This is a genomic window from Kitasatospora sp. NPDC052896 (assembly GCF_044547075.1).
GTDB lineage: Bacteria > Actinomycetota > Actinomycetes > Streptomycetales > Streptomycetaceae > Kitasatospora.
The window spans coordinates 162,269-181,249 of the sequence record NZ_JBITZU010000003.1 but is presented as its reverse complement, the minus strand read 5'-3'; the positions used below and the strand labels follow the sequence as shown (position 1 = coordinate 181,249).

19 protein-coding genes and 1 pseudogene are annotated in these 18,981 nt (G+C 74.1%); 14 read left to right on the top strand and 6 right to left on the bottom strand.

Annotation, left to right across the window (positions count from 1 at the left end; genetic code table 11):
- Positions 1–17: 17 nt before the first annotated feature.
- The gene (locus tag ACIGXM_RS09520) at positions 18–848 is read right to left on the bottom strand and encodes an alpha/beta fold hydrolase (protein WP_396558651.1); all 831 of its coding nucleotides are present in this window, start codon (positions 846–848) and stop codon (positions 18–20) included.
- A gap of 491 nt (positions 849–1,339) precedes the next feature.
- Between ACIGXM_RS09520 and ACIGXM_RS09515 the strand changes: the two genes are divergently transcribed.
- From ACIGXM_RS09515 to ACIGXM_RS09505, 3 genes are all read left to right on the top strand, one after another.
- Positions 1,340–2,386, top strand: coding sequence for an alpha/beta fold hydrolase (locus ACIGXM_RS09515; protein WP_396558649.1), 1,047 nt, complete (start codon positions 1,340–1,342; stop codon positions 2,384–2,386).
- Positions 2,387–2,496: 110 nt separating this feature from the next.
- Positions 2,497–3,207: an SDR family NAD(P)-dependent oxidoreductase gene (locus ACIGXM_RS09510; RefSeq protein ID WP_396558647.1), complete on the top strand. Its 711-nt coding sequence runs from the start codon at positions 2,497–2,499 to the stop codon at positions 3,205–3,207.
- Between the two features lie 127 nt (positions 3,208–3,334).
- Positions 3,335–3,709: a YybH family protein gene (locus tag ACIGXM_RS09505; protein WP_396558645.1), complete on the top strand. Its 375-nt coding sequence runs from the start codon at positions 3,335–3,337 to the stop codon at positions 3,707–3,709.
- A 45-nt stretch (positions 3,710–3,754) separates the two neighbouring features.
- Here the strand turns inward: ACIGXM_RS09505 and ACIGXM_RS09500 are convergent, their stop codons facing one another.
- Positions 3,755–4,936 carry a sensor histidine kinase gene (locus ACIGXM_RS09500; protein ID WP_396558643.1) on the bottom strand — a complete coding sequence of 394 codons (1,182 nt, stop codon included), beginning with the start codon at positions 4,934–4,936 and terminating at the stop codon, positions 3,755–3,757.
- Complete coding sequence (locus ACIGXM_RS09495; RefSeq protein ID WP_396558641.1) at positions 4,933–5,718, bottom strand: response regulator transcription factor; 786 nt, start codon at positions 5,716–5,718, stop codon at positions 4,933–4,935. The genes ACIGXM_RS09500 and ACIGXM_RS09495 overlap by 4 nt, the downstream gene beginning before the upstream one ends.
- Positions 5,719–5,893: 175 nt before the next feature.
- Between ACIGXM_RS09495 and ACIGXM_RS09490 the strand changes: the two are divergent.
- The 4 genes and pseudogenes from ACIGXM_RS09490 to ACIGXM_RS09475 form a co-directional block, all read left to right on the top strand.
- Positions 5,894–6,568 (top strand): annotated as a pseudogene (locus tag ACIGXM_RS09490) (glycosyltransferase family 2 protein); the annotation flags it as partial.
- Entirely contained in the window at positions 6,542–7,219 is a 678-nt protein-coding gene (locus tag ACIGXM_RS09485; protein ID WP_396559158.1) for a DUF2064 domain-containing protein, read from the top strand. The pseudogene ACIGXM_RS09490 and the gene ACIGXM_RS09485, both read left to right, overlap by 27 nt.
- A complete protein-coding gene (locus ACIGXM_RS09480) occupies positions 7,219–7,911 on the top strand; it encodes an SAM-dependent methyltransferase (protein ID WP_396558639.1) in 693 nt (230 codons plus the stop codon). Before ACIGXM_RS09485 ends, ACIGXM_RS09480 begins: the two co-directional genes overlap by 1 nt.
- 122 nt (positions 7,912–8,033) lie before the next feature.
- Positions 8,034–8,255, top strand: coding sequence for a dodecin (locus ACIGXM_RS09475; protein WP_396558637.1), 222 nt, complete (start codon positions 8,034–8,036; stop codon positions 8,253–8,255).
- Here the strand turns inward: ACIGXM_RS09475 and ACIGXM_RS09470 are convergent.
- Both ACIGXM_RS09470 and ACIGXM_RS09465 read right to left on the bottom strand, forming a co-directional pair.
- On the bottom strand, positions 8,215–9,582 hold the full coding sequence (locus ACIGXM_RS09470; RefSeq protein WP_396558635.1) for a glycosyltransferase 87 family protein: 1,368 nt from the start codon (positions 9,580–9,582) through the stop codon (positions 8,215–8,217). The genes ACIGXM_RS09475 and ACIGXM_RS09470 overlap by 41 nt on opposite strands.
- Positions 9,583–9,871: 289 nt before the next feature.
- On the bottom strand, positions 9,872–11,005 hold the full coding sequence (locus tag ACIGXM_RS09465; RefSeq protein ID WP_396558633.1) for an FAD-dependent oxidoreductase: 1,134 nt from the start codon (positions 11,003–11,005) through the stop codon (positions 9,872–9,874).
- A 142-nt stretch (positions 11,006–11,147) separates the two neighbouring features.
- On the opposite strand from ACIGXM_RS09465, the gene ACIGXM_RS09460 reads away from it, so the two are divergent.
- The 7 genes from ACIGXM_RS09460 (at position 11,148) to ACIGXM_RS09430 (ending at position 17,913) form a co-directional block, all read left to right on the top strand.
- Positions 11,148–11,819, top strand: a complete 672-nt coding sequence (locus ACIGXM_RS09460; protein WP_396558631.1) for a TetR/AcrR family transcriptional regulator — start codon at positions 11,148–11,150, stop codon at positions 11,817–11,819.
- A gap of 295 nt (positions 11,820–12,114) precedes the next feature.
- Positions 12,115–12,633 carry a hypothetical protein gene (locus ACIGXM_RS09455; protein WP_396558629.1) on the top strand — a complete coding sequence of 173 codons (519 nt, stop codon included), beginning with the start codon at positions 12,115–12,117 and terminating at the stop codon, positions 12,631–12,633.
- A gap of 80 nt (positions 12,634–12,713) precedes the next feature.
- Positions 12,714–13,562: a DUF4097 family beta strand repeat-containing protein gene (locus ACIGXM_RS09450; RefSeq protein ID WP_396558627.1), complete on the top strand. Its 849-nt coding sequence runs from the start codon at positions 12,714–12,716 to the stop codon at positions 13,560–13,562.
- An 87-nt stretch (positions 13,563–13,649) separates the two neighbouring features.
- Positions 13,650–14,642 (top strand): ATP-binding cassette domain-containing protein, encoded by a 993-nt coding sequence (locus ACIGXM_RS09445; RefSeq protein WP_396559156.1) that lies wholly within the window; start codon positions 13,650–13,652, stop codon positions 14,640–14,642.
- Entirely contained in the window at positions 14,639–15,430 is a 792-nt protein-coding gene (locus ACIGXM_RS09440; RefSeq protein WP_396558625.1) for an ABC transporter permease, read from the top strand. The genes ACIGXM_RS09445 and ACIGXM_RS09440 overlap by 4 nt, the downstream gene beginning before the upstream one ends.
- Before the next feature lie 125 nt (positions 15,431–15,555).
- The gene (locus ACIGXM_RS09435) at positions 15,556–16,113 is read left to right on the top strand and encodes an SMI1/KNR4 family protein (RefSeq protein WP_396558623.1); all 558 of its coding nucleotides are present in this window, start codon (positions 15,556–15,558) and stop codon (positions 16,111–16,113) included.
- Positions 16,114–16,782: 669 nt separating this feature from the next.
- Positions 16,783–17,913 carry a hypothetical protein gene (locus ACIGXM_RS09430; RefSeq protein WP_396558621.1) on the top strand — a complete coding sequence of 377 codons (1,131 nt, stop codon included), beginning with the start codon at positions 16,783–16,785 and terminating at the stop codon, positions 17,911–17,913.
- Between the two features lie 117 nt (positions 17,914–18,030).
- Here ACIGXM_RS09430 and ACIGXM_RS09425 read toward each other — a convergent pair whose 3' ends face one another.
- Entirely contained in the window at positions 18,031–18,870 is an 840-nt protein-coding gene (locus tag ACIGXM_RS09425) for an S-methyl-5'-thioadenosine phosphorylase (protein WP_396558619.1), read from the bottom strand.
- Between the last annotated feature and the right edge of the window lie 111 nt (positions 18,871–18,981).

The window sequence follows — 18,981 nt, the reverse complement described above, 5'->3', positions numbered from 1 at the left end:
GCATGACGGACAGGACGTCAAATCCGCGCATTGGCGACGATCTCGGCGACCAGCGCGGGCCACAGCTGACGCGGCAGCTCGTGGCCCATCCCCGGCGCCGACCACAGCCGGGCACCGGGGACGGCCGCCGCGGTGGCCCGGCCACCGCTCACCTCGATCAGCGGGTCGGCCTCGCCGTGCACCACCAGGGTCGGCACGGTGACCGCGCCCAGCGCCGCCGTCCGGTCGGTGGCGTTGCGCAGCGCGAGCAGCTGACGCAGCAGACCGTCCGGCCGGTGGGCGCGGTCGACGGCGGCCGCCACCCGCGCGCGCCGCAGCACCGGGTCGGTCGGATAGTCCGGCGAGGCGACCGCGCCCCAGAAGAACACCCCGGCCTCGACCGCACTCTCCCGCCCCGGCTCGGCCGGCGGGAAGAGCGTGCTGATCACCCCCGGCCGGGCCTGGCCGCTCACCCCGTCGCCGGGCAGCGAGCTGATCGAGCAGAGGCTCAGGACCCGGGCGGGGTGGTCGATGGTCAGCCGCTGGGCGATCATCCCACCCATCGAGAACCCGGCCACGTGCGCGGCGGTCACCCCGAGCACGTCCAGCAGGCCTGCCGCATCATCCGCCAACTCATCCAGACCGTAGGGCGATTGCGGTCCCGCCTCATCGACGGTGCTGGTCAAGCCGGTGTCGCGGTTGTCGTAACGCACCACCCACAGCCCGTGATCGGCCAGCAGCTCGCAGAACTCGTCCTCCCAGAAAGTCAGTTGCGATCCCAGTCCGGCGATCAGCAACAGCGCCGGGTCGGTCCGACGACCCGTCGTCCGGTACTCGACCTCCAGCCCCTTCAGCATCGCTCTGGCCATGCCACACCCCGCTCTCCGGCGACCGCGGTCGCGCACCCGGACACCCACCCCCGGGCACCCACCCCGGGCACCCCGACGCACGCTACGGTGACCGGGGCCCCGGAACAAGATCCAACCGGGTGGTTCACCGGAAGCCCCGCGCCGGTGGCCGCCCGGGTGCCGGCCAGGGCGGGGCCCGGTCGTTCGCGGCACCGTGGCCGCCGGTCGGCGCGCCGCCGACGCGTGACCACGCGGAGAAGAGCCGGAAGGGCCCGCGGGGCCAGCGGACACCGACGCGACGCGCCGGGGCGACACCCTGCGTCACCGGGTGCGGGCCCTGCGTGGCGGACCGGATTCGTTCCTCCTAGCATTCACTTGCCGGTCCGGCGCGGCCGGTGCGCACGATCCCGACGGGCCGTAGTTCCTCGCGCACGTTCTCCGCGCTTGAGGTCGCACCTCCGCAGGAGGGATTCGAAGTGGTCGACAGGCGAACCTTTTCCAAAGTGCTCACGGTGGGCGCGGCGTCGTTCTCGATAGCCGGCCTCTCGGCGGCCTCCGCCGACTCCACGGCGGGCGGGGCGGAGCCCGCTGCGACCGGTACCTCATGGCCGATCGTCGGGCTCGGGCCGGTCCGCCACGTCCGCACGGACCTGCTCGACCTCGCCTACCACGCAGTCGGCCCGGCCAACGGCCACCCCGTCATCCTCTGCCACGGCTGGCCCTACAGTCCTGACGCCTACCAGGAGGTCGTCCCCGAACTGGTCCGCAAGGGCTTCCGCTGCTACGTCCCCTACCTCCGCGGCCACGGGCCCACGCGGTTCCTCGCCAAGGACACCGTTCGGTCCGGTCAGCAGGCCGCCCTGGGCTCGGACGTCATCGCCTTCATGGACGCCCTGAACATCCGACGTGCCGTCTTCGGCGGATACGACTGGGGCGGCCGCGGTCTGTGTGTCGCCGCCGCGCTGTGGCCCGAGCGCTGCGCCGGACTCGTCTCGGTGAACAGCTACCTCATCCAGGACCTCGACCCCGCGGTCATCGACCTGCCGACGGACCCTCCGCAGGTCGAGGCCGCGCACTGGTACTACTACTACTTCCTCACCCAGCGCGGCGCGGCCGGGCTGGCGAAGTACACCAAGGAGCTCGCCCGTGTCGTCTGGACGCGGAACTCGCCCGAATGGCGGTACACCGAAGCCGACCTCGACCGGGCGGCCGCTCTCTTCGACAACCCGGACTACGTCGCCGTCGTGCTGAACTGCTACCGCGTCCGGCGCCTCGCGGCCCCCGGCGACCCGCGCTACGACGAGCTCGAGGAGCGTCTGCTGAAACAGCCTCCCATCACCGTCCCCGCCGTCACGCTCGACGGCAAGGCCGACGGGAGCCTGCCGTGGACCGACGGGACCGCGTCCGCGGCACACTTCACCGGACCGCGCGTCCACCACGTGATCCCCCACGCCGGCCACAACCTCCCGCAGGAGGCCCCGGCGGCCTTCGCCGCCGCGGTCCTGGAGGTCAGCCGACTCCGCTCGACCACCGGTGTGCCCGCCGCGATCGGCGGCTGACGGGCGCGCGACCGGCCCTCGGCGCCAGGACCGGCGGCGAGGTCGGATGCCCTCCCGAGCGATCCGCGTCGCGCGAAGCGGCGGGAGACGGAAGAAAGCGATGTCCAACCATGAGCAGTACGCAGAAGGTCGCCGTCATCACCGGTGCCTCCCAGGGCATCGGCGCGGGCCTGGTCACCGCCTACCGGAAGCTCGGCTACGCGGTGGTGGCCACGTCCCGCTCGATCGGCGAGTCCGAGGATCCCGAAGTGCTCACCGTGCCCGGCGACATAGCCGAGCCGGGCGTCGGCGACCGTGTCGTCGGCGCGGCTCTGACGAGGTTCGGCCGGGTCGACACGCTGATCAACAACGCCGGGGTGTTCATCGCCAAACCGTTCACCGACTACACCGACGAGGACTACGACACCGTGACCGGCGTGAACCTGCGCGGCTTCTTCGAGGTCTCGCGCAGCGCCGTCGCGGCCATGCTCTCCCGGGGGAGCGGCCACCTGGTGAACATCTCCACCAGCCTGGTCGACCACGCCGACTCGAAGGAACCCTCGGCGCTCGCGTCCTTGACCAAGGGCGGCCTCAACGCGGTCACCAGGGAGCTGGCGATCGAGTACGCGGCCCGCGGCATCCGGGTCAACACCGTCGCGCTCGGCGTCATCCGCACCCCGATGCATCCGGCGGAGGCCTACCAGGCCCTTGCCGCGTCGCACCCGCTCGGCCGGGTGGGCGAGGTCGACGACGTCGTCGGAGCGATCGTCTACCTCGAGAACGCCCCGTTCGTCACCGGGGAGATCCTGCACGTCGACGGCGGCCGGAGTGCCGGGCGCTGAGGACGCGCCCACGCCCCGCGGACCCACCGTCCCCCACCCGACACCCCGCGGCACGCCGCTGCCCCCCTCGCCCGGCAACCGGGCGCGGGCCCGGGGGCGCCGCCCCGACACCGGCGGAGGAACCCTGATGAGCCGGAACACGACGGACAGCGAGGCGATCCTGCGTGGCGTCCTCGACCGGTGGAGAGCGGCCGTCGACGCGCACGAACCGCAGCACGTCGCCGCGTGTTTCACCGAGGACGCGATCTTCCAGGGGCTGCGCCCCTACAGCGTCGGACGGCAAGGTGTCGTCGACTACTACGCCTCCCAGCCAGCGGGGATGACGGCCGCGTACCGGATCCGCGAAACCAGGCGGCTCGCCGACGACCTCGTGCTCGGCTACCTGAGCGTCGACTTCTCGTTCACCGACCGACCCACGGTGGGCGTCCATCTCGGTGTCGTGGTGAAGCGCACGGCGGACGGCTGGTACGTCAGCCACTACCAGGTCTCCCGTCTCGACTGACCGTCGGCGGGAGCCGAGACCGCCCCGGCAGCCGGGCTCCGGGCGTCAGACCGTGCTGAACGGGCCCGCCGCCGGGAGGGCGATCTCGAAGCAGCAGCCGCCGCGGACGTTGCGCACCGAGGCGCGGCCGGCGTGCGCCTCGACGATGCCGCGGACGATCGCCAGGCCCAGGCCGGCGCCGGTGTCCCCGTGGTGCTGGACGGCCGCGCCGGGTGGGCGCCCGGCCGCGTGGCGGGCGGCCCGCGGGGTACGGGCGGTGCCGCCGCGCCAGCCGGTCTCGAAGACCCGGGCGAGGTCCTGCTCCGGGATCCCGCCGCAGCCGTCGGTGACCGACAGCACCACCTCGCCGCGCTCGCGCCGGGCCGCCACCGCGACCACACCGTCCGTGGGGGTCGAGCGGATCGCGTTGATCAGCAGGTTGCCGAGTACCCGGGTGATCTCCCGGCCGTCCACCTCGACCGGCTCCGGCGCCACCTGCTCGCCGCTCAGCCGCACCCCGCGCTCACGGGCCAGCGGGTAGGCTCCGGCGATCGCGTCGCCGACCAGGTCGTAGACCGAGACCCGGGAGAGCGAGAGGGTCAGCGCGCCGGCCTGGATCCGGGAGAGTTCGAACAGGTCGTCCACCATGCCGGTCAGCCGGTCCACCTCGGTGCGGATCCGGGCGTGGTAGCGGGCGGGCTCGGGAGCCACGCCGTCCTCCAGCGCCTCGGCCATCGCGCGCAGCCCCGCCAGCGGGGTGCGCAGGTCGTGCGAGATCCAGGCGATCAGCTCGCGCCGGGACGACTCCAACGCCTGCTCGCGCTCCCGCGACTGGGCCAACCGGGCACTGGTGGCGGCGAGTTCGGCGCTCAGCTCGGCGAGTTCCGAGCCCAGCGGCCCGGTTGGCGCGGTGAAGCCGGAGTCACTGCCGACGGTCCGCGCGGCCCGGGCCAACGCCCGGCTACCGGCGACCACTTGACGTCCCAGCACGGCGGCCGTCGCCAACGAGACCACGGCTGCCATGCAGAGCACCGCTATCACCACGCCGAGGTCGTGCCCGGAGAGGAACATCGCCTGGGCGACCGCCAGGGTGCCCGCGGCCATCGCCAGCACGGTCACCACGGCGACCGCGAACAGCGAGAGCGCCACCGACCGACGGCGCAGCCAGCGCACCGCGGGCCAGCCGAGCAGCCCGGCCGCGCCCGCGCCCGCCGCCGCGATCAGCGCCATCACCAGCAGGTCCTTCACGCGGACGCACCTCCCGCGCCGGCCACCGGGCCGGACGCACCGGCCACCGGGCCCGCCGGATCGAACCGGTAGCCCACCCCCCAGACCGTGCTGATCAGCACCGGCGCGGCCGGGTCGTCCTCGACCTTCTCGCGCAGCCGCCGCACGTGCACCGTGACGGTGGACAGGTCACCGAAGTCCCAGCCCCAGACCCGGCGCATCAGCTCGTCCCGCCCGAAGGCCGTGCCGGGGTTCTTGACGAAGAAGCTCAGTAGGTCGAACTCCCGCACCGTGAGCGATAGTTCACGCTCACCACGGAAGGCCCGGCGGGCCTGCGGGTCGAGCCGCAGGTCGCCCGCCGTCAGCGGTGCGGCGGCGTCGGCGACGGCCGCCGGGGCGGTCTGCCGGCGCAGCACCGCCTGGATCCGCAGCACCAGCTCGCGCGGGCTGAACGGCTTGGTGACGTAGTCGTCGGCGCCCAGCTCCAGGCCGAGGATCCGCTCGGACTCCTCACCCTTGGCGGTGAGCATCACCACCGCGGGCCCGGCCGGCTCGGCGCGCAGCCGCCGGCACACCTCCAGACCGTCCAGCTCGGGCAGCATCAGGTCGAGCACCACCAGATCGGGGCGCCCCACGGCGACCCGGTCCAGGGCAGCACGGCCGTCCGCGGCGCGGTCCACGGCGTAGCCGGCCCGCAGCAGGTAGTCGGTCACCACCTCGGCGACGGTCGGATCGTCGTCGACCACCAGGACCCGGGCGGCGGGCGGGGTCGCGGCCGGAGCGGTGGGGGGAGTCACTGTCACCCTTCGAGGATAGGAAACCCGCGCCCCTCGGAGCCGGGTCCGGGGCGGACCGTACGACTTCCGTAAGGAGCCGGCCGGCCGATGGGCGCCTGAGCGGGGAGCCGGCCGGACCGTAGGAGTTCCGTAAGGTGCCGCTGGCCCGGCGAGCACGCTCCGGCTGCCTAGCGTGGAGGTCGTGACCTCACCAACTCCCCTTCCTCCGGTCGACGTGGTGCTGCCCTGCCTCGACGAGGCGGCCGCGCTGCCCTGGGTGCTCGACCGGATCCCCGCCGGCTGGCGGGCCATCGTGGTGGACAACGGCTCACGGGACGGCTCGGCCGAGCTGGCCCGCTCGCTGGGCGCCACCGTGGTCGCCGAGCCACGCCGCGGCTTCGGCGCCGCCTGCCACGCCGGTCTGCTGGCGGCCGGCGCCGAGCTGGTCTGCTTCCTGGACTGCGACGGCTCGCTGGATCCGGCCCAACTCCCGCGCGTGGTCGACCCGGTCCGCTCCGGCGCGGCCGACCTGGTGCTCGGCCGGCGGCGCCCGACCGTCCGTGGCGCCTGGCCACTGCACGCCCGGCTGGCCAACGCCGAGCTGGCCCGCCGGCTGCGTGCCCGGACCGGCGCCGCGCTGCACGACCTGGGCCCGATGCGGGCGGCCCGGCGCGAACGGCTGCTCGCCCTGGGCCTGGGCGACCGGCGCTCGGGCTATCCGTTGGAGATGGTGCTCAGCGCGAGTGCGGCCGGGCTGGCGATCGCCGAGGTGGACGTCGACTACCGGCCGCGGGCCGGCCGCTCCAAGGTGACCGGGACGCTGCGCGGCACCCGGCAGGCCGTCCGGGACATGCGGACGGTGCTGGCCGCTCCCCCGCCCACCCTGCTGGTGATCGCCAAGGCGCCGGTGCCGGGCCGGGTGAAGACCCGGCTCAGCCCGGCGTACACCGCCGGGCAGGCCGCCGAGCTGGCCGAGGCGGCGCTGGCGGACACCCTGGCCACCCTCGGTACCGTCCCGGCCGGGCAGCGAGTGCTGGTGCTGGACGGCGAGCCGGGCCGCTGGCTGCCGCCCGGCTGGCGGGTGGTGCCACAGGCGGCGGGCGGGCTGGACGTCCGGCTGGCCGCCGCCTTCGGGCACGCGCCCTCGACCGCCCCGGCCCTGCTGGTCGGCATGGACACCCCGCAGCTGCGCGCCGAGACGCTCGCCGCGCCGCTCTCCGCCGCTGCCCGGGCCGGAGCCGACGCCTGGTACGGCCCGGCCCGCGACGGCGGCTTCTGGGCGCTGGGCCTGGCCCGCCCCGAGCCCGCGCTGGCGCGCCGGCTGCTGGTCGGGGTCCCGATGTCCACCCCGGACACCGGTGCGGTGCTGCTCGAACGGCTGGCCAGGGCCGGGCTGTCGGTGCGCCGGCTGCCCGAGCTGACCGACGTGGACACCGCGGCGGACGCGGCCGAGGTCGCCGCGCTGGCCCCGGACGGCCGGTTCGCCGCCTGCTGGCGAGCGCTGGCCCGGACCGGCGAGGTGGCCTGATGACGCCGCCCACCGTCAGCCGACCGATCATCGGTCAACCGACCGTCGGCCCGCGCCCGTGGATCGACGACCCGTTCGCCGAGGCGATGCGCAGTGGCCGCGGCCCGCTCTGGCTGCGCCGCGCCGACGGCGGCCGGCACCGGCTGGACGTGGACCGCTGGTGCGCACCGCCGGACGCCGCCGACCGCGGCCTGCTGCTGCGCTGCCTGGTGGCGGGCCGCCCGGTCCTGGACATCGGCTGCGGGCCCGGCCGCCTGGTCACCGAACTGCTCGCGCTCGGACTGCCCGCGCTCGGCGTCGACCTGACCGGCGCGGCCGTCGCCCGGACCCGGGGGCTGGGCGGCGCCGCGCTCTGCCGGTCGGTCTTCGACCGGCTGCCGGGCGAGGGCCGCTGGGGCACCGCACTGCTGGCCGACGGCAACCTCGGGATCGGCGGCGACCCCGCCGCGCTGCTCGCCCGGACCGCCGAGCTGCTGGCGCCCGGCGGAGTGCTGCTGGCCGAGGTCGAGCCGGGCGCGGTGGACGAGCGGGTCACCGTCCGGGTGGAGGACGCCACCGGCCGGTGCGGGCCGCCCTTCGCCTGGGCCCGGCTCGGGGCGAGCGCGGCGGCCCGCTGCGCGGCCGAGGTCGGGCTGACCGCGGGCGAGCGCTGGAGCGTGCGGGGGCGCTGCTTCCTCGCACTGCACCGCTGAGCCGCCCCGCACCGCCGAGCCCCGCACCGCCGAGCCCCGCGACGGGCCGCGCCCGGCGCGCGGGCCGGTGGCCGATGCCGCACGGTGGAGGGAGGGAACCCGCCACCGTCACGGAGGCCGCCATGACCGAGCACACCTACCGGGTCACCGAGATCGTCGGCTCCTCGCACGAGGGCACCGACGCCGCGATCCGCAACGCGCTGGCCCGTGCGTGCCAGACCCTGCGCCACATCGACTGGTTCGAGGTGACGCAGGTCCGCGGCCACGTGGCGGAGGGCCAGATCGAGCACTACCAGGTGACCGTCAAGGTCGGCTTCCGGCTGGAGGACACCCCCGCCGGGTGAGCCGCCACCGCACCGCCGCCCCGACCAGCACCAGGACCAGCGCCGCCGCGTAGGCCGGCTGCTCGGTCCTGGTGCCGGCCAGGTACACCACCTCGGCGGCGGCCGGCACGGCCAGCCACTCCCAGCGGCCGTCCAACGCGACCAGCGCCACCAGCAGCAGCCCGTACCAGGGGTAACCGGGCGTGAGGGCGAGCAGTGCGGTCCCGGTGACCAGCAGCGCCCCGCGCCACGGCCGGGCCGGATCGCCGTACCGCAGCACCCAGAGCACGGCGACCAGCACCGCCAGCACCGCGCCGACCGCCGCCGCCGAGTCCGGCAGCACCAGCCGCAACAGCCCGAACCGCTGCACGTCGCCCTGGTCGTAGCCCTCCTGACGCAGGTAACCGGGCAGGAAGCCGACCACCTTGCGCCCGGAGAGCAGGAGGTAGGGCAGGTAGCTCAGGACGAAGACGGCGACCGCCGCGCCCGGCAGCAGCAGGTCGCGCCAGCGCGGCCGGCGGGCCAGCACCCCGGAGAGCGCACCCGGCCAGGCCAGCGCCGGGATCAGCTTCACCGCCGCCGCGCCGCCCAGCGCGGCGCCCGCCGCGACCCGCCGTCCGCGCACCGCCAGGGCCAGCCCGGCCACCGTCAACAGCGCACCGAGGGTGTCCACATGGGCGTCGTTGACGGCCCACACCGCGGTGCCGGGGAACCAGGCCCAGAGCGCCGCCCGGCGCCGGCGCTCCGCCGGCAGCACCAACAGCAGCAACGCCGTGGTGGCGACCGCCAGCAGCGCACCGCCGGCCTGTGCGGCCCGCACCCCGTGGCCGTGCTCGACCAGGTGCAGGCCGAGGAACCAGACCTCGGCGACCGGCGGGTAGATGGTCACCACGTTCGGCCGGTTGACGTGACTGCAGAAGCCGGGCGCGGCGATCCGCTCGTCCCAGCCGACGCACGGTCCGTGCGGCGGGAACAGCGCGGGCGCCTCGGCCCGCAGTCCGGCCAGTCGCGGCGCGTCCGGCGGGTAGGCGTACGGCGAGATCCCGGCCGCCTGCACCCGGCCGTCCCACAGGTAGCGGTAGGCGTCGTCGCTGGTCCGCGGCGGAACCAGCAGGCCGCTCAGGGCCACCGCGACGCCGCCCGCCAGCACCAGCGCGGTGACGTGCCGCCCCGGCGCCCGGCGCAGCGCCAGGACGGCGGCGGCGAAGAGCGCCAGGTCGACCGCGTACCAGCCGTAGAGCGGATCGCGGTGGCCGAGCGTGCCGCCACGGGTGAAGGTGAGGGCGAGCGCGGCGGTGAGCGCGGCCAGCAGGGCGGCGCACGGCCAGGGGGATCGGGTACCGGACACACCCGTCACCCTGCCACCGCGGCGGCGCGCGACGCGTCCCCCGCCCCCGGCCGTAGCACTTCGGTAAGCCCTGGTCCCGCCACAGACCTACGGTGGGCGCCAGCTGGGCGACCGCCGCCGTCCCCGCCGAACGCCGGCGCGCCCCGGGACTCCGACGTGAGCGCGGCCATCCGGCACGGCGGGGGTGATGGGTCGGCGTGCTGCCGGTGCCCGTCGAACCGGTCCGAGCGGCAGGGTCAGGGGCGCGGGCGGCTTCCGGTTGACGGGCCCGCGCCGGAGCGGCCGCGGTTCACCCGGCCTGTCCGTGGCTGGTGAAGAAGCCGACGAGGCTGTGCGGGGCGTTGTCGCCGAGGCAGAGCTCGTGGATGTGGGCAGCCCCGGCGGCAGCGGAGGCACTGCGCGGGAACAGGGCCTCCTCGTACGCGGTGAGCGCGGCCTCGATGTCGTCCGGGTGCGCGGCCAGGGCGTTGCCGAGTTCGGCGCCGTCGTACATGGCGAGATTGGCTCCCTCGCCGGACGGGAACATCAGGTGGGCGGCGTCGCCGAGCAGCGTCACGCCGGGCACCCGGTCCCAGCGGTGTTCGATCGGCAGGGCGTTGACGGTGCGCGGGACCGGGGCGGTCTCGCCGTCCGTGATCAGGGCGGTGAGCTCCGGTGCCCAGCCGTGGAACTCCGCGGCGACGCGGGCCCTGACCGCGTCGGCGTCGGTGAAGTCGATGGCGTCCATCCACTCCCGCGGTTTGTTGAGCGTCACGTAGGCGTGCAGGACCCCGTCCGGCTCACGGTGGGCGGAGATCCCCCTGCCGGGGGCGAGCGCGAAGAGCGAACCGTCGCCGACGGCCCGGGCACTGGCCGGGTGGCGGGTGTCGCCGTCGAACAGGTAGGTCTCGATCAGGGCCGTGCCGACGTACTCGGGCTCGGCGTCGGACAGCAGTGGACGGATCCGCGACCACGCCCCGTCCGCGCCGACCAGCAGGTCGGTCGTCACGGTCGCTCCGTCCGCGAACGTCACCTGGTGCCGGCCGCCGCCGAGGGGCCGGACCGCGGTGACCTTGTGCCCCCACCGGATCGTGTCGGCGGGCAGCGAGTCGAGCAGAATCCGCCGGAGGGCGCCGCGGGGCACCTCCGGACGCCCACCGGTACCGTCGTCGGGCTCGTCCAGCAGGACCCTTCCGTCCCTGTCGAGTACCCGCGACGCCTCGGCGCCCTTGTGGATGATGCCGAGGAACTCCTCGAACAGCCCGGCCGCCCTGAGCGCGGGCTGCCCGTTGTCCTCGTGGATGTCGAGCAGGCCGCCCTGGGCGCGAGCCGTCGGCGAGGTCTCCGCTTCGTAGACCGTCGCCGGGATGCCGTGGACGTGGAGGACGCGGGCGAGCGTCAGCCCTCCGAGCCCCGCGCCGATGATCGTGACCGGAGTGGTCATGGTGCTTCCTTCCTGATCGCGGACCGCTGGGCGGACACCCGGCAGGTCATCCCTGGAACGCCGTTCCAGCGACCCCAGGATGGAACGGCGTTCCAGCCACTGTCAAGCTGGAACGATGTTCCAGAGTGGCTAGGATGAAGGCATGGCAACCAGGACGCGTCGTTCGGAAAGACGGCATGAACCGCTCTCCCGGGAGCGCATCGTCGAGGCCGCGGTCGAACTCCTCGACACGGTGGGCGAGGGCGGACTCACGTTCCGCGCGTTGGCCGAGCGCCTCACGACCGGCCCCGGGGCGATCTACTGGCACGTCGCGGGCCGGACCGAACTCCTCGGTGCCGCCACCGACGCCGTCATCGCCACCGCCCTCGCCGTCGACGACGCCGACGCGACGCCGCGGGAAGTGATTCGCACCCTCGCCCTCGGCATGTTCGACGCGATCGACACCCACCCGTGGGTCGGCACGCACCTCACCCACGTGCCGGGACAGTCGCCGATGCTGCGGATCTTCGAACGCATCGGACGCCAGGTCCAGGCGCTCCGAGTGCCCGAAGCCGCCCAGTTCACCGCGGCGTCCGCGCTGATGAACTACATCCTCGGAGTGGCGGGCCAGAACGCTGCCAACGCTCGGACGATCCAGCCGGACACGGACCGGACCGAGTTCCTCGACGCCACGGCGACCGCATGGGCAGAACTCGACCCCGACGAGTACGCGTTCACCCGGAACGTCGCCGGACAACTGCGCAAGCACGACGACCGGGCGGAGTTCCTCGCCGGCATCGACCTCATCCTCACCGGAATCACCGCTCACCAGTAGCCGACCGGCCGACCCGACACCGTCACGACCGGCGCCCCTCGGCCCGGCGGCCGCGTGCGAGGCGCGGAGGGCCACCCGGCGACACCGGATGGCGCCACATGACACCAGATGACACCAAGTGGCACCACCTGGCACCACCCGGCGCCATCACGTGCACCAAGATGCGCCTGACGCCACCACGACTCAGGGTGCCCTCTCCGCGTTTCCGCAGGTCGGACAGCCATCCCCGAGTCCATCCCGCACAAGGTGCCATCCGGGCTTGCACATGGCGCCATAGTGGTGCCATGATGACGTCATGGACCTCACCCCGTATGTCGACACCCTCCGCCGCGAACTGACGGTGGCCGCCGAAGCCGGTGGGGAAGATGCCCGCGAGCTGGCTGAGCGGCTCATCGCCCCCCTGGAGTCGGCGACCCGGCTGACCATGCTCAACGTGCTCTCCGCCGCGATGGACGAGATCACCCGCGAGCTCGCCCCCGGCTCGGTCGACGTACGGCTGCGTGGGCTGGACCCCGACTTCGTGGTGACACCGCCGCCCGCCGACGGTGGCACCACCGCGAAGCCGGCCGCGCCCCTCGAGCCGCTCAGGACCGCGGCCCCGGCCGACGGCGACGAGGGCGGCACCGCCCGCGTCAATCTGCGCCTGCCGGCCCACCTCAAGGCGCGCGCCGAGGAGGCCGCGAGCCGCGAGGGCCTGTCGGTCAACGCGTGGCTGGTGCGGGCCGTGTCGGCCGCGGTCGACGGCGGCGCCCGGCCGCGCGCCACGGGGAAGACGCAGAGCATCGGACAGAGCATCACGGGCTGGGTGCGCTAGCCGCGCCCAGCCCCACCACTTCACCCACACCACGTCCCACCAGCGGGGACGCCCTGAAGACCCAAGAGGACGGGACAGCCATGCCTTCTTTCGACACCCCCGAACCGATCTCGGCCACGGCGCACGTGGAGGCCGGTTCCATCCAGTTCGTCGCGGGTGACCGCCTCGACACCGTCGTCGAGGTGCGACCCCGCGACCCGGAGAAGGACCGGGACGTGCGGTCGGCCGGCCAGACCGAGGTCACGTACGCGAGCGGCGTACTGACCGTCAGGACGCCCAAGTCCAATCTGCTCGGCCTCGGCCGCACCGGCACCGTCGACGTGACGGTCGAACTGCCCACGGGCTCGAGCGTCGACCTGACCGGCGCCTGGACCCAGGTGCTCGGCGAGGGCCGGCTCGGCGAGGTCCGCGTGAAGACCTCCTCCGGTGACGTCCGCCTCGACACGACCGGCCCGCTGAAGCTGACCGCGTCGCACGGCTCGATCACCGTCGACCGGGTCGAGGGCGCGGCCGAGATCACCACCAGCTCCGGCAGCCTGCGCGTGGGCCTCGTCAACGGCCCCGCCGTCCTGAAGAACTCGCACGGCACCACGACCGTCGGCGCCGCGGCCGGCGACCTGCGGGTGAGCGGCGCCCACGGCGACATCGACATCGCGCGCGCCGAGGCCTCGGTCACCGCCACCACCGCCCACGGGACGCTGCGCGTCGCCGACGTCGCCCGCGGCACCGTCCAGCTGGAGACCTCCTACGGCGCCATCGAGGTCGGCATCCGCGAGGGCACGGCCGCCTGGCTCGACGTCAGCTCCGGCTCCGGCCAGGTGCGCAACACGCTCACCGCCTCCGAGACCCCGGAGCAGACCGAGGACACCGTCGAGGTCCGCGCCCGCACCCGGAACGGCAACATCGACGTCCTCCGCGCCAGGGCCTGAGCGCCCCCGCACCCGGCACCAGTCCCAACTCGCCCGACCCCCTGCCACTTCAGCCTTCGAACGGGAGGGCCCATGCGCTCTTTTGTCATGCCCACGCCCAGGCAGAGCGACGGCCAGGAGCCGCCCGCCGCCATCTCCACCGTCGGCCTGCGCAAGTCCTACGGCGACAAACACGTCCTCGACGGGATCGACCTGCGCATCCCGGCAGGCACCGTCTTCGCCCTGCTCGGCCCGAACGGCGCCGGCAAGACCACCGTCGTCAAGATCCTCTCCACTCTCGTCTCCGCCGACCCCGGCTCCGGCGAGATCCGCGTCGGCGGCCACGACCTGGCCGCCGACCCGCAGGCGGTACGCGCGGCGATCGGCGTCACCGGTCAGTTCTCCGCCGTCGACAACCTGATCACCGGCGAGGAGAACATGCTCCTCATGGCGGACCTGCACCACCTCCCCAGGCGCGAGGGCCGCCGCACCGCCGCCGAGCTGCTGGCACGCTTCGACCTGGTCGAGGCCGCGAAGAAGCCCGCCTCCACCTACTCCGGCGGCATGAAGCGCCGCCTCGACATCGCGATGACCCTGGTCGGCAACCCGCGGATCATCTTCCTCGACGAGCCGACCACCGGCCTCGACCCGCGCAGCCGCCACAACATGTGGCAGATCATCCGCGAGCTCGTCTCCGACGGCGTCACCGTCTTCCTCACCACGCAGTACCTGGAGGAGGCCGACGAGCTCGCCGACCGCATCGCGGTGCTCAACGACGGCAGGATCGCCGCCGAGGGCACCGCCGAGCAACTCAAGCGGCTCGTCCCCGGCGGGCACGTCCGCCTCCGCTTCGCCGACCCGGCCGCGTACCGGTCCGCCGCCCTCGCCCTGCGCGGGGTCACCCGCGACGACGAGTCCCTCACCCTCCAACTCCCCAGCGACGGCAGCCAGCGCGAGCTGCGCTCGATCCTCGACCGACTGGACTCGGCCGGCGTCGAGGCGGACGAGCTGACCGTGCACACCCCCGACCTCGACGACGTGTTCTTCGCCCTGACCGGCGGCACCGGCGTCCCCGACCAGTCCGAGGAGACCGTCCGATGAGCTCCCTCTCCCTCGCCGTGCGCGACTCGTCCACGATGCTGCGGCGCAACCTCCTGCACGCGCGGCGCTACCCCTCCCTCACCCTGAACCTGCTGCTCACCCCGATCATGCTGCTGTTGCTCTTCGTCTACGTCTTCGGCGACACGATGAGCTCGGGCATCGGCGGCGGCGGTCCGAACCGCTCCGCGTACGTCGCGTACGTCGTCCCGGGCCTGCTGCTGATGACCATCGGCAGCACCGTGGTCGGAACCGCGGTGTCCGTCTCCAACGACATGACCGAGGGCATCATCGCCCGCTTCCGCACGATGGCGATCCACCGCCCTTCGGTCCTCGTCGGGCACGTCGTCGGCAGCGTGCTGCAGTCGATCACGAGCGTGGTCCTGGTGGGCGCCGTCGCCGTGGCCATCGGCTTCCGGTCCAGGGATGCCGACGTCCTGAAGTGGCTGGCGGCGTTGGGCCTGCTCGTGCTCTTCGCCACGGCGCTCACCTGGATCGCGGTCGGGATGGGCCTGGTCAGCCCGAACCCCGAGGCCGCCAGCAACAACGCGATGCCGCTGATCCTGCTGCCACTCCTCTCCAGCGCCTTCGTCCCGGTCCACTCGATGCCCGGCTGGTTCCAGCCGATCGCCGAGTACCAGCCGTTCACACCCGCCATCGAAACCCTGCGCGGGCTGCTGCTCGGCAGCGGGATCGGCGACAACGGGTGGCTCGCGGTCGTCTGGTGCCTGGGTCTCGCGGTGCTCGGCTACGTCTGGTCGACCTCGAAGTTCAACCGCGACCCGAAGTAACCGTCATGTCCGCACGGGCCGCCTCCCGCGGCTCGTCCCGCCCGAGGGCGGCGTACTCCGACACCGCGTCGGCGTGCGCCGCCCGTCCGCGTTCCCTGTCGGAGCCGGCTGCGACGATCCCCGGCATGACCAACCACGACGAGTTGCTCCGTCGAGTCGCGGCGCACGCCCGAAGCCGATCCCGGACGCTCCCGCCCGCGGCCGGCCCCGATGACGTCGCCGGAGCGGAGCGGCGGCTGGGATTCACGCTGCCCGTCCTGCTCAGGCGCCTCTACACCGAGGTGGCGAACGGTGGCTTCGGCCCGGACTACTGCCTGTTCCCCCTGACCGGCGAGGGTCGGACGGCCACGTCGGCCTACCGGGCGGAGTACGGCCCGGGGCAGGAGGGCGGTCCGTCAGCACACTGGCCACGCGGGGTGCTCCCGATCCTGGACTGGGGCTGCGCGATGTACGCGGCCGTCGACTGCCTGCGCCCCGGGGCCCCCGTGCTGCTCTTCGAACCGAACGCCGGGCCCGAGGACTGGGCGGACGCGTGGTTCGAGGATTCGCCGTCGCTGGCCGCCTGGTTGGAGGCGTGGCTGTCCGGCACCGGCTGGTGGGAGGAGGCGGTGATGTTCGCGGACGACGCTGCCGAACCACGGCCGTGGCCGGACGCGGCCAGCCGCATCCGAGAGGGCTCCTGACGTGTCGAGGCCCGACGCCGGGCTCGCCGACCCGCTGCCCGGCGTCACCGTCAACAGCCAGGCTGTCGGCCGCGGACCGGCCACGGCGGTGGCCCGGGCGACGTGATGCGCGCGGGGGCGGAAGCGGGCGGATCGAAGGGCGGCGCGCTCCGCCTTCCGGCCGCCCCAGGGCGAGGTCTCGCGGTGCTCCGTGCTGCCGCGCGCGGGGCCGCACGCCCTGCCGTCGACGCGCGCGGGAGCCTCATGCTGAGGAGGCGCCGGCACTCGGTCCTGTCCCACCCCCTGCTTGTCCCACCCCCTGCCAGCTTCCGAGGGGACGGCCTCGCTCGCGGTCGACCCGGTCCCCCGGCTCTGGGGCCGCACCCGTCCCGGGACGTACCGCGCCGTCGCTCCGCGACCCGCTCCGCCGTTCGGGATCAGCGTCCAACCAGGCGGGGAGACACCCGGCCGCCGCCGGCGGCGCACCGAACCGCCAGCGGCGGAAAGGACTCCTGACCCTCGGTGGATCGCACCACACGGCCGTTGACGGCCTTACCCACGCATCGGCGTGACTGGGAGGTGAACATGTCTGTCTGGGATCGTCGACCGTCTCCGATTGATCTGGCCATGGCCAGTGGTCCAACGTTCCGCATCGGAGCCGTTCTCCATTTCACGGGCGCTCCCCCACGGTTGGCGGACCTGCGGACGCACGTCACGGAGCGCCTCGCCTCGGTACCCGCGCTCTCCGCGACCATCGTCGGTTCGGGGACCGCCGTCCGCTGGGAGCAGTCGGCACCCGTCGTCACGGATCGCCTGCGCGTTCGGCGGCTGCCCCTCGGCGGATCGGTGAAGGACGCGGTTCGTGACCTCGACGACGACCCGTTCCCTCCCGACGGCCCGCAGTGGGACATGACGCTGTTGCACGGTCACGAACCGGACCGGTACGCACTCGTGTACCGCGTCAACCACGGCGTGCAGGACATGGGTGGTGTGGTGTACGCCCTGGAGGCTCTGTTCAGCGCCCAGCCGGTGCCCGCCGCGCACTCCTCCGGCGTCGTCCGCGCTCTCGGGGACTTCCGCCGGGCCGCGCCACTGGACGTGGCCGCCGCGGCGGTCGGTCTGGCCCGCCTCTCCGCCCGCGCCGACTGGCCGATGCCCGAACATCCCTGCTCGGGGAGGAGGGCCTTCCACTGGGCCTCGGTGCCGACCGGGCTGCTGCGCTCGGCGTCGCGTCCGTACGGGGGAAGCGCCAACGACGCCTACATCGCCTCGCTCACCCGCGCCGTCGCGGCCTGGGCCGCGGAGCACGCGCCCCGGATCGCCCCGGACGGTCTGCCGTTGATGGTCGCGGTCAACCTTCGCCGTCCCGCCGAGGCCGATGCCCTCGGCAACTACGTCTTCGGTGCCCGCCTGGCCGGGCCGGGACGCGAAGTGTCCGTCGAGGGGAGCCTGCGGGCAGCCGTCCGCGCCACCGCCCGGATCAAGACCGCATCCGGCCGCGAAGCCATCCGCCGCCTGCAACGCGCGATGCCGCGGCGGTTCCTCCACAACGCCATGCGGTCCGTGCGCACCACCCGCACGGGCGGTGTCCTGTGCTCAAGCCACGTTCTGCGCCACCCCCTGCAGTTCCGGGGCGACCCGGTGCACGCGGTGGACAGCCTCACCACACTGCCCGCCGGTGCACCGGCCTCGGTCCTCCTGCTCACCTACCGGGGACGCTCGTCCGCACACTTCGTCACCGATCCCGCGCTGCCGGGCATGGAAGCCCTTCATCGCCAGTGGGAGGAGGCCGTCCACCTGCAGGCGCGGTCGGCGGTCTGACCCGCGGGTCCTGCGCACCGCCTCGGCCCCGCGCGACCGGCTGTTGCCGCCCGCCCTGGTCGCGGTGGTCACGGTACTTCTCGCGCTGGGGCCGGGCGCGCCGGACGGGCCGGTGGCTCAGGCGCCGGGGACGCCCGGCAGTCCGGTGGCCAGGCCGTCCAGGGCGTGCGCGCAGGCACAGTCCCGAGCCGCCGGCAGGCTCTCCACCGCCTTGAAGAGCACCCCGCGCAGCCGTTCCACGTTGCGCGCGAACACCTCCAGCACCTCGGCGTGGGTGACCCCCTGGCCGGTCTCGACGCCCGCGTCCAGGTCGGTCACCAGTGCCAGCGAGGTGTAGCAGAGCCCCAGCTCGCGGGCGAGCACGGCCTCCGGGTGGCCGGTCATGCCGACCACCGACCAGCCGTTGCGGGTGAACCAGCGCGACTCGGCCCGGGTGGAGAAGCGCGGGCCCTCGACCACCACCAGGGTGCCGCCGTCCACCGGCTCCCAGTCCTGACTGCGGGCCGCGGTGAGCACGGCGGCCCGGCCGTCCGCGCAGTACGGGTCGGCGGTGGAGACGTGCACCACCTCGGGGACCGTGCCGTCCGGCAGCGGCAGCCCGTCGTAGAAGGTCTGCTCCCGGCCCGAGGTGCGGTCGACGAACTGGTCGGGAATCAGCAGCGTGCCCGGCCCGTACTCCGTCCGCAGACCGCCCACCGCGCACGGCGCGACCACCTGGCGCACCCCGAGCGCGTGCAGCGCCCACAGGTTGGCCCGGTAGTTGATCCGCTGCGGCGGGATCCGGTGGCCGCGCCCGTGCCGGGGCAGGAACGCCACCCGCCGGCCGGCGATCTCGCCCAGGAAGAGCGAGTCGCTCGGCGGCCCGTAGGGGGTGCCGACGGTGATCTCGGTGACGTCGTCGAGCAGGGCGTAGAGGCCGGAGCCTCCGATCACCCCGATCTGCGCGCTCTCGGTCATGACAGAGCCCTTCGTCCGGTGCCCGTGGGGCGGCGTTCCCGCTCCACGGGCACCCTACGAGGGCTCGGACCCGCTGTCGGCCCCGCGGTCCTTACGGAATGCGGACGACCT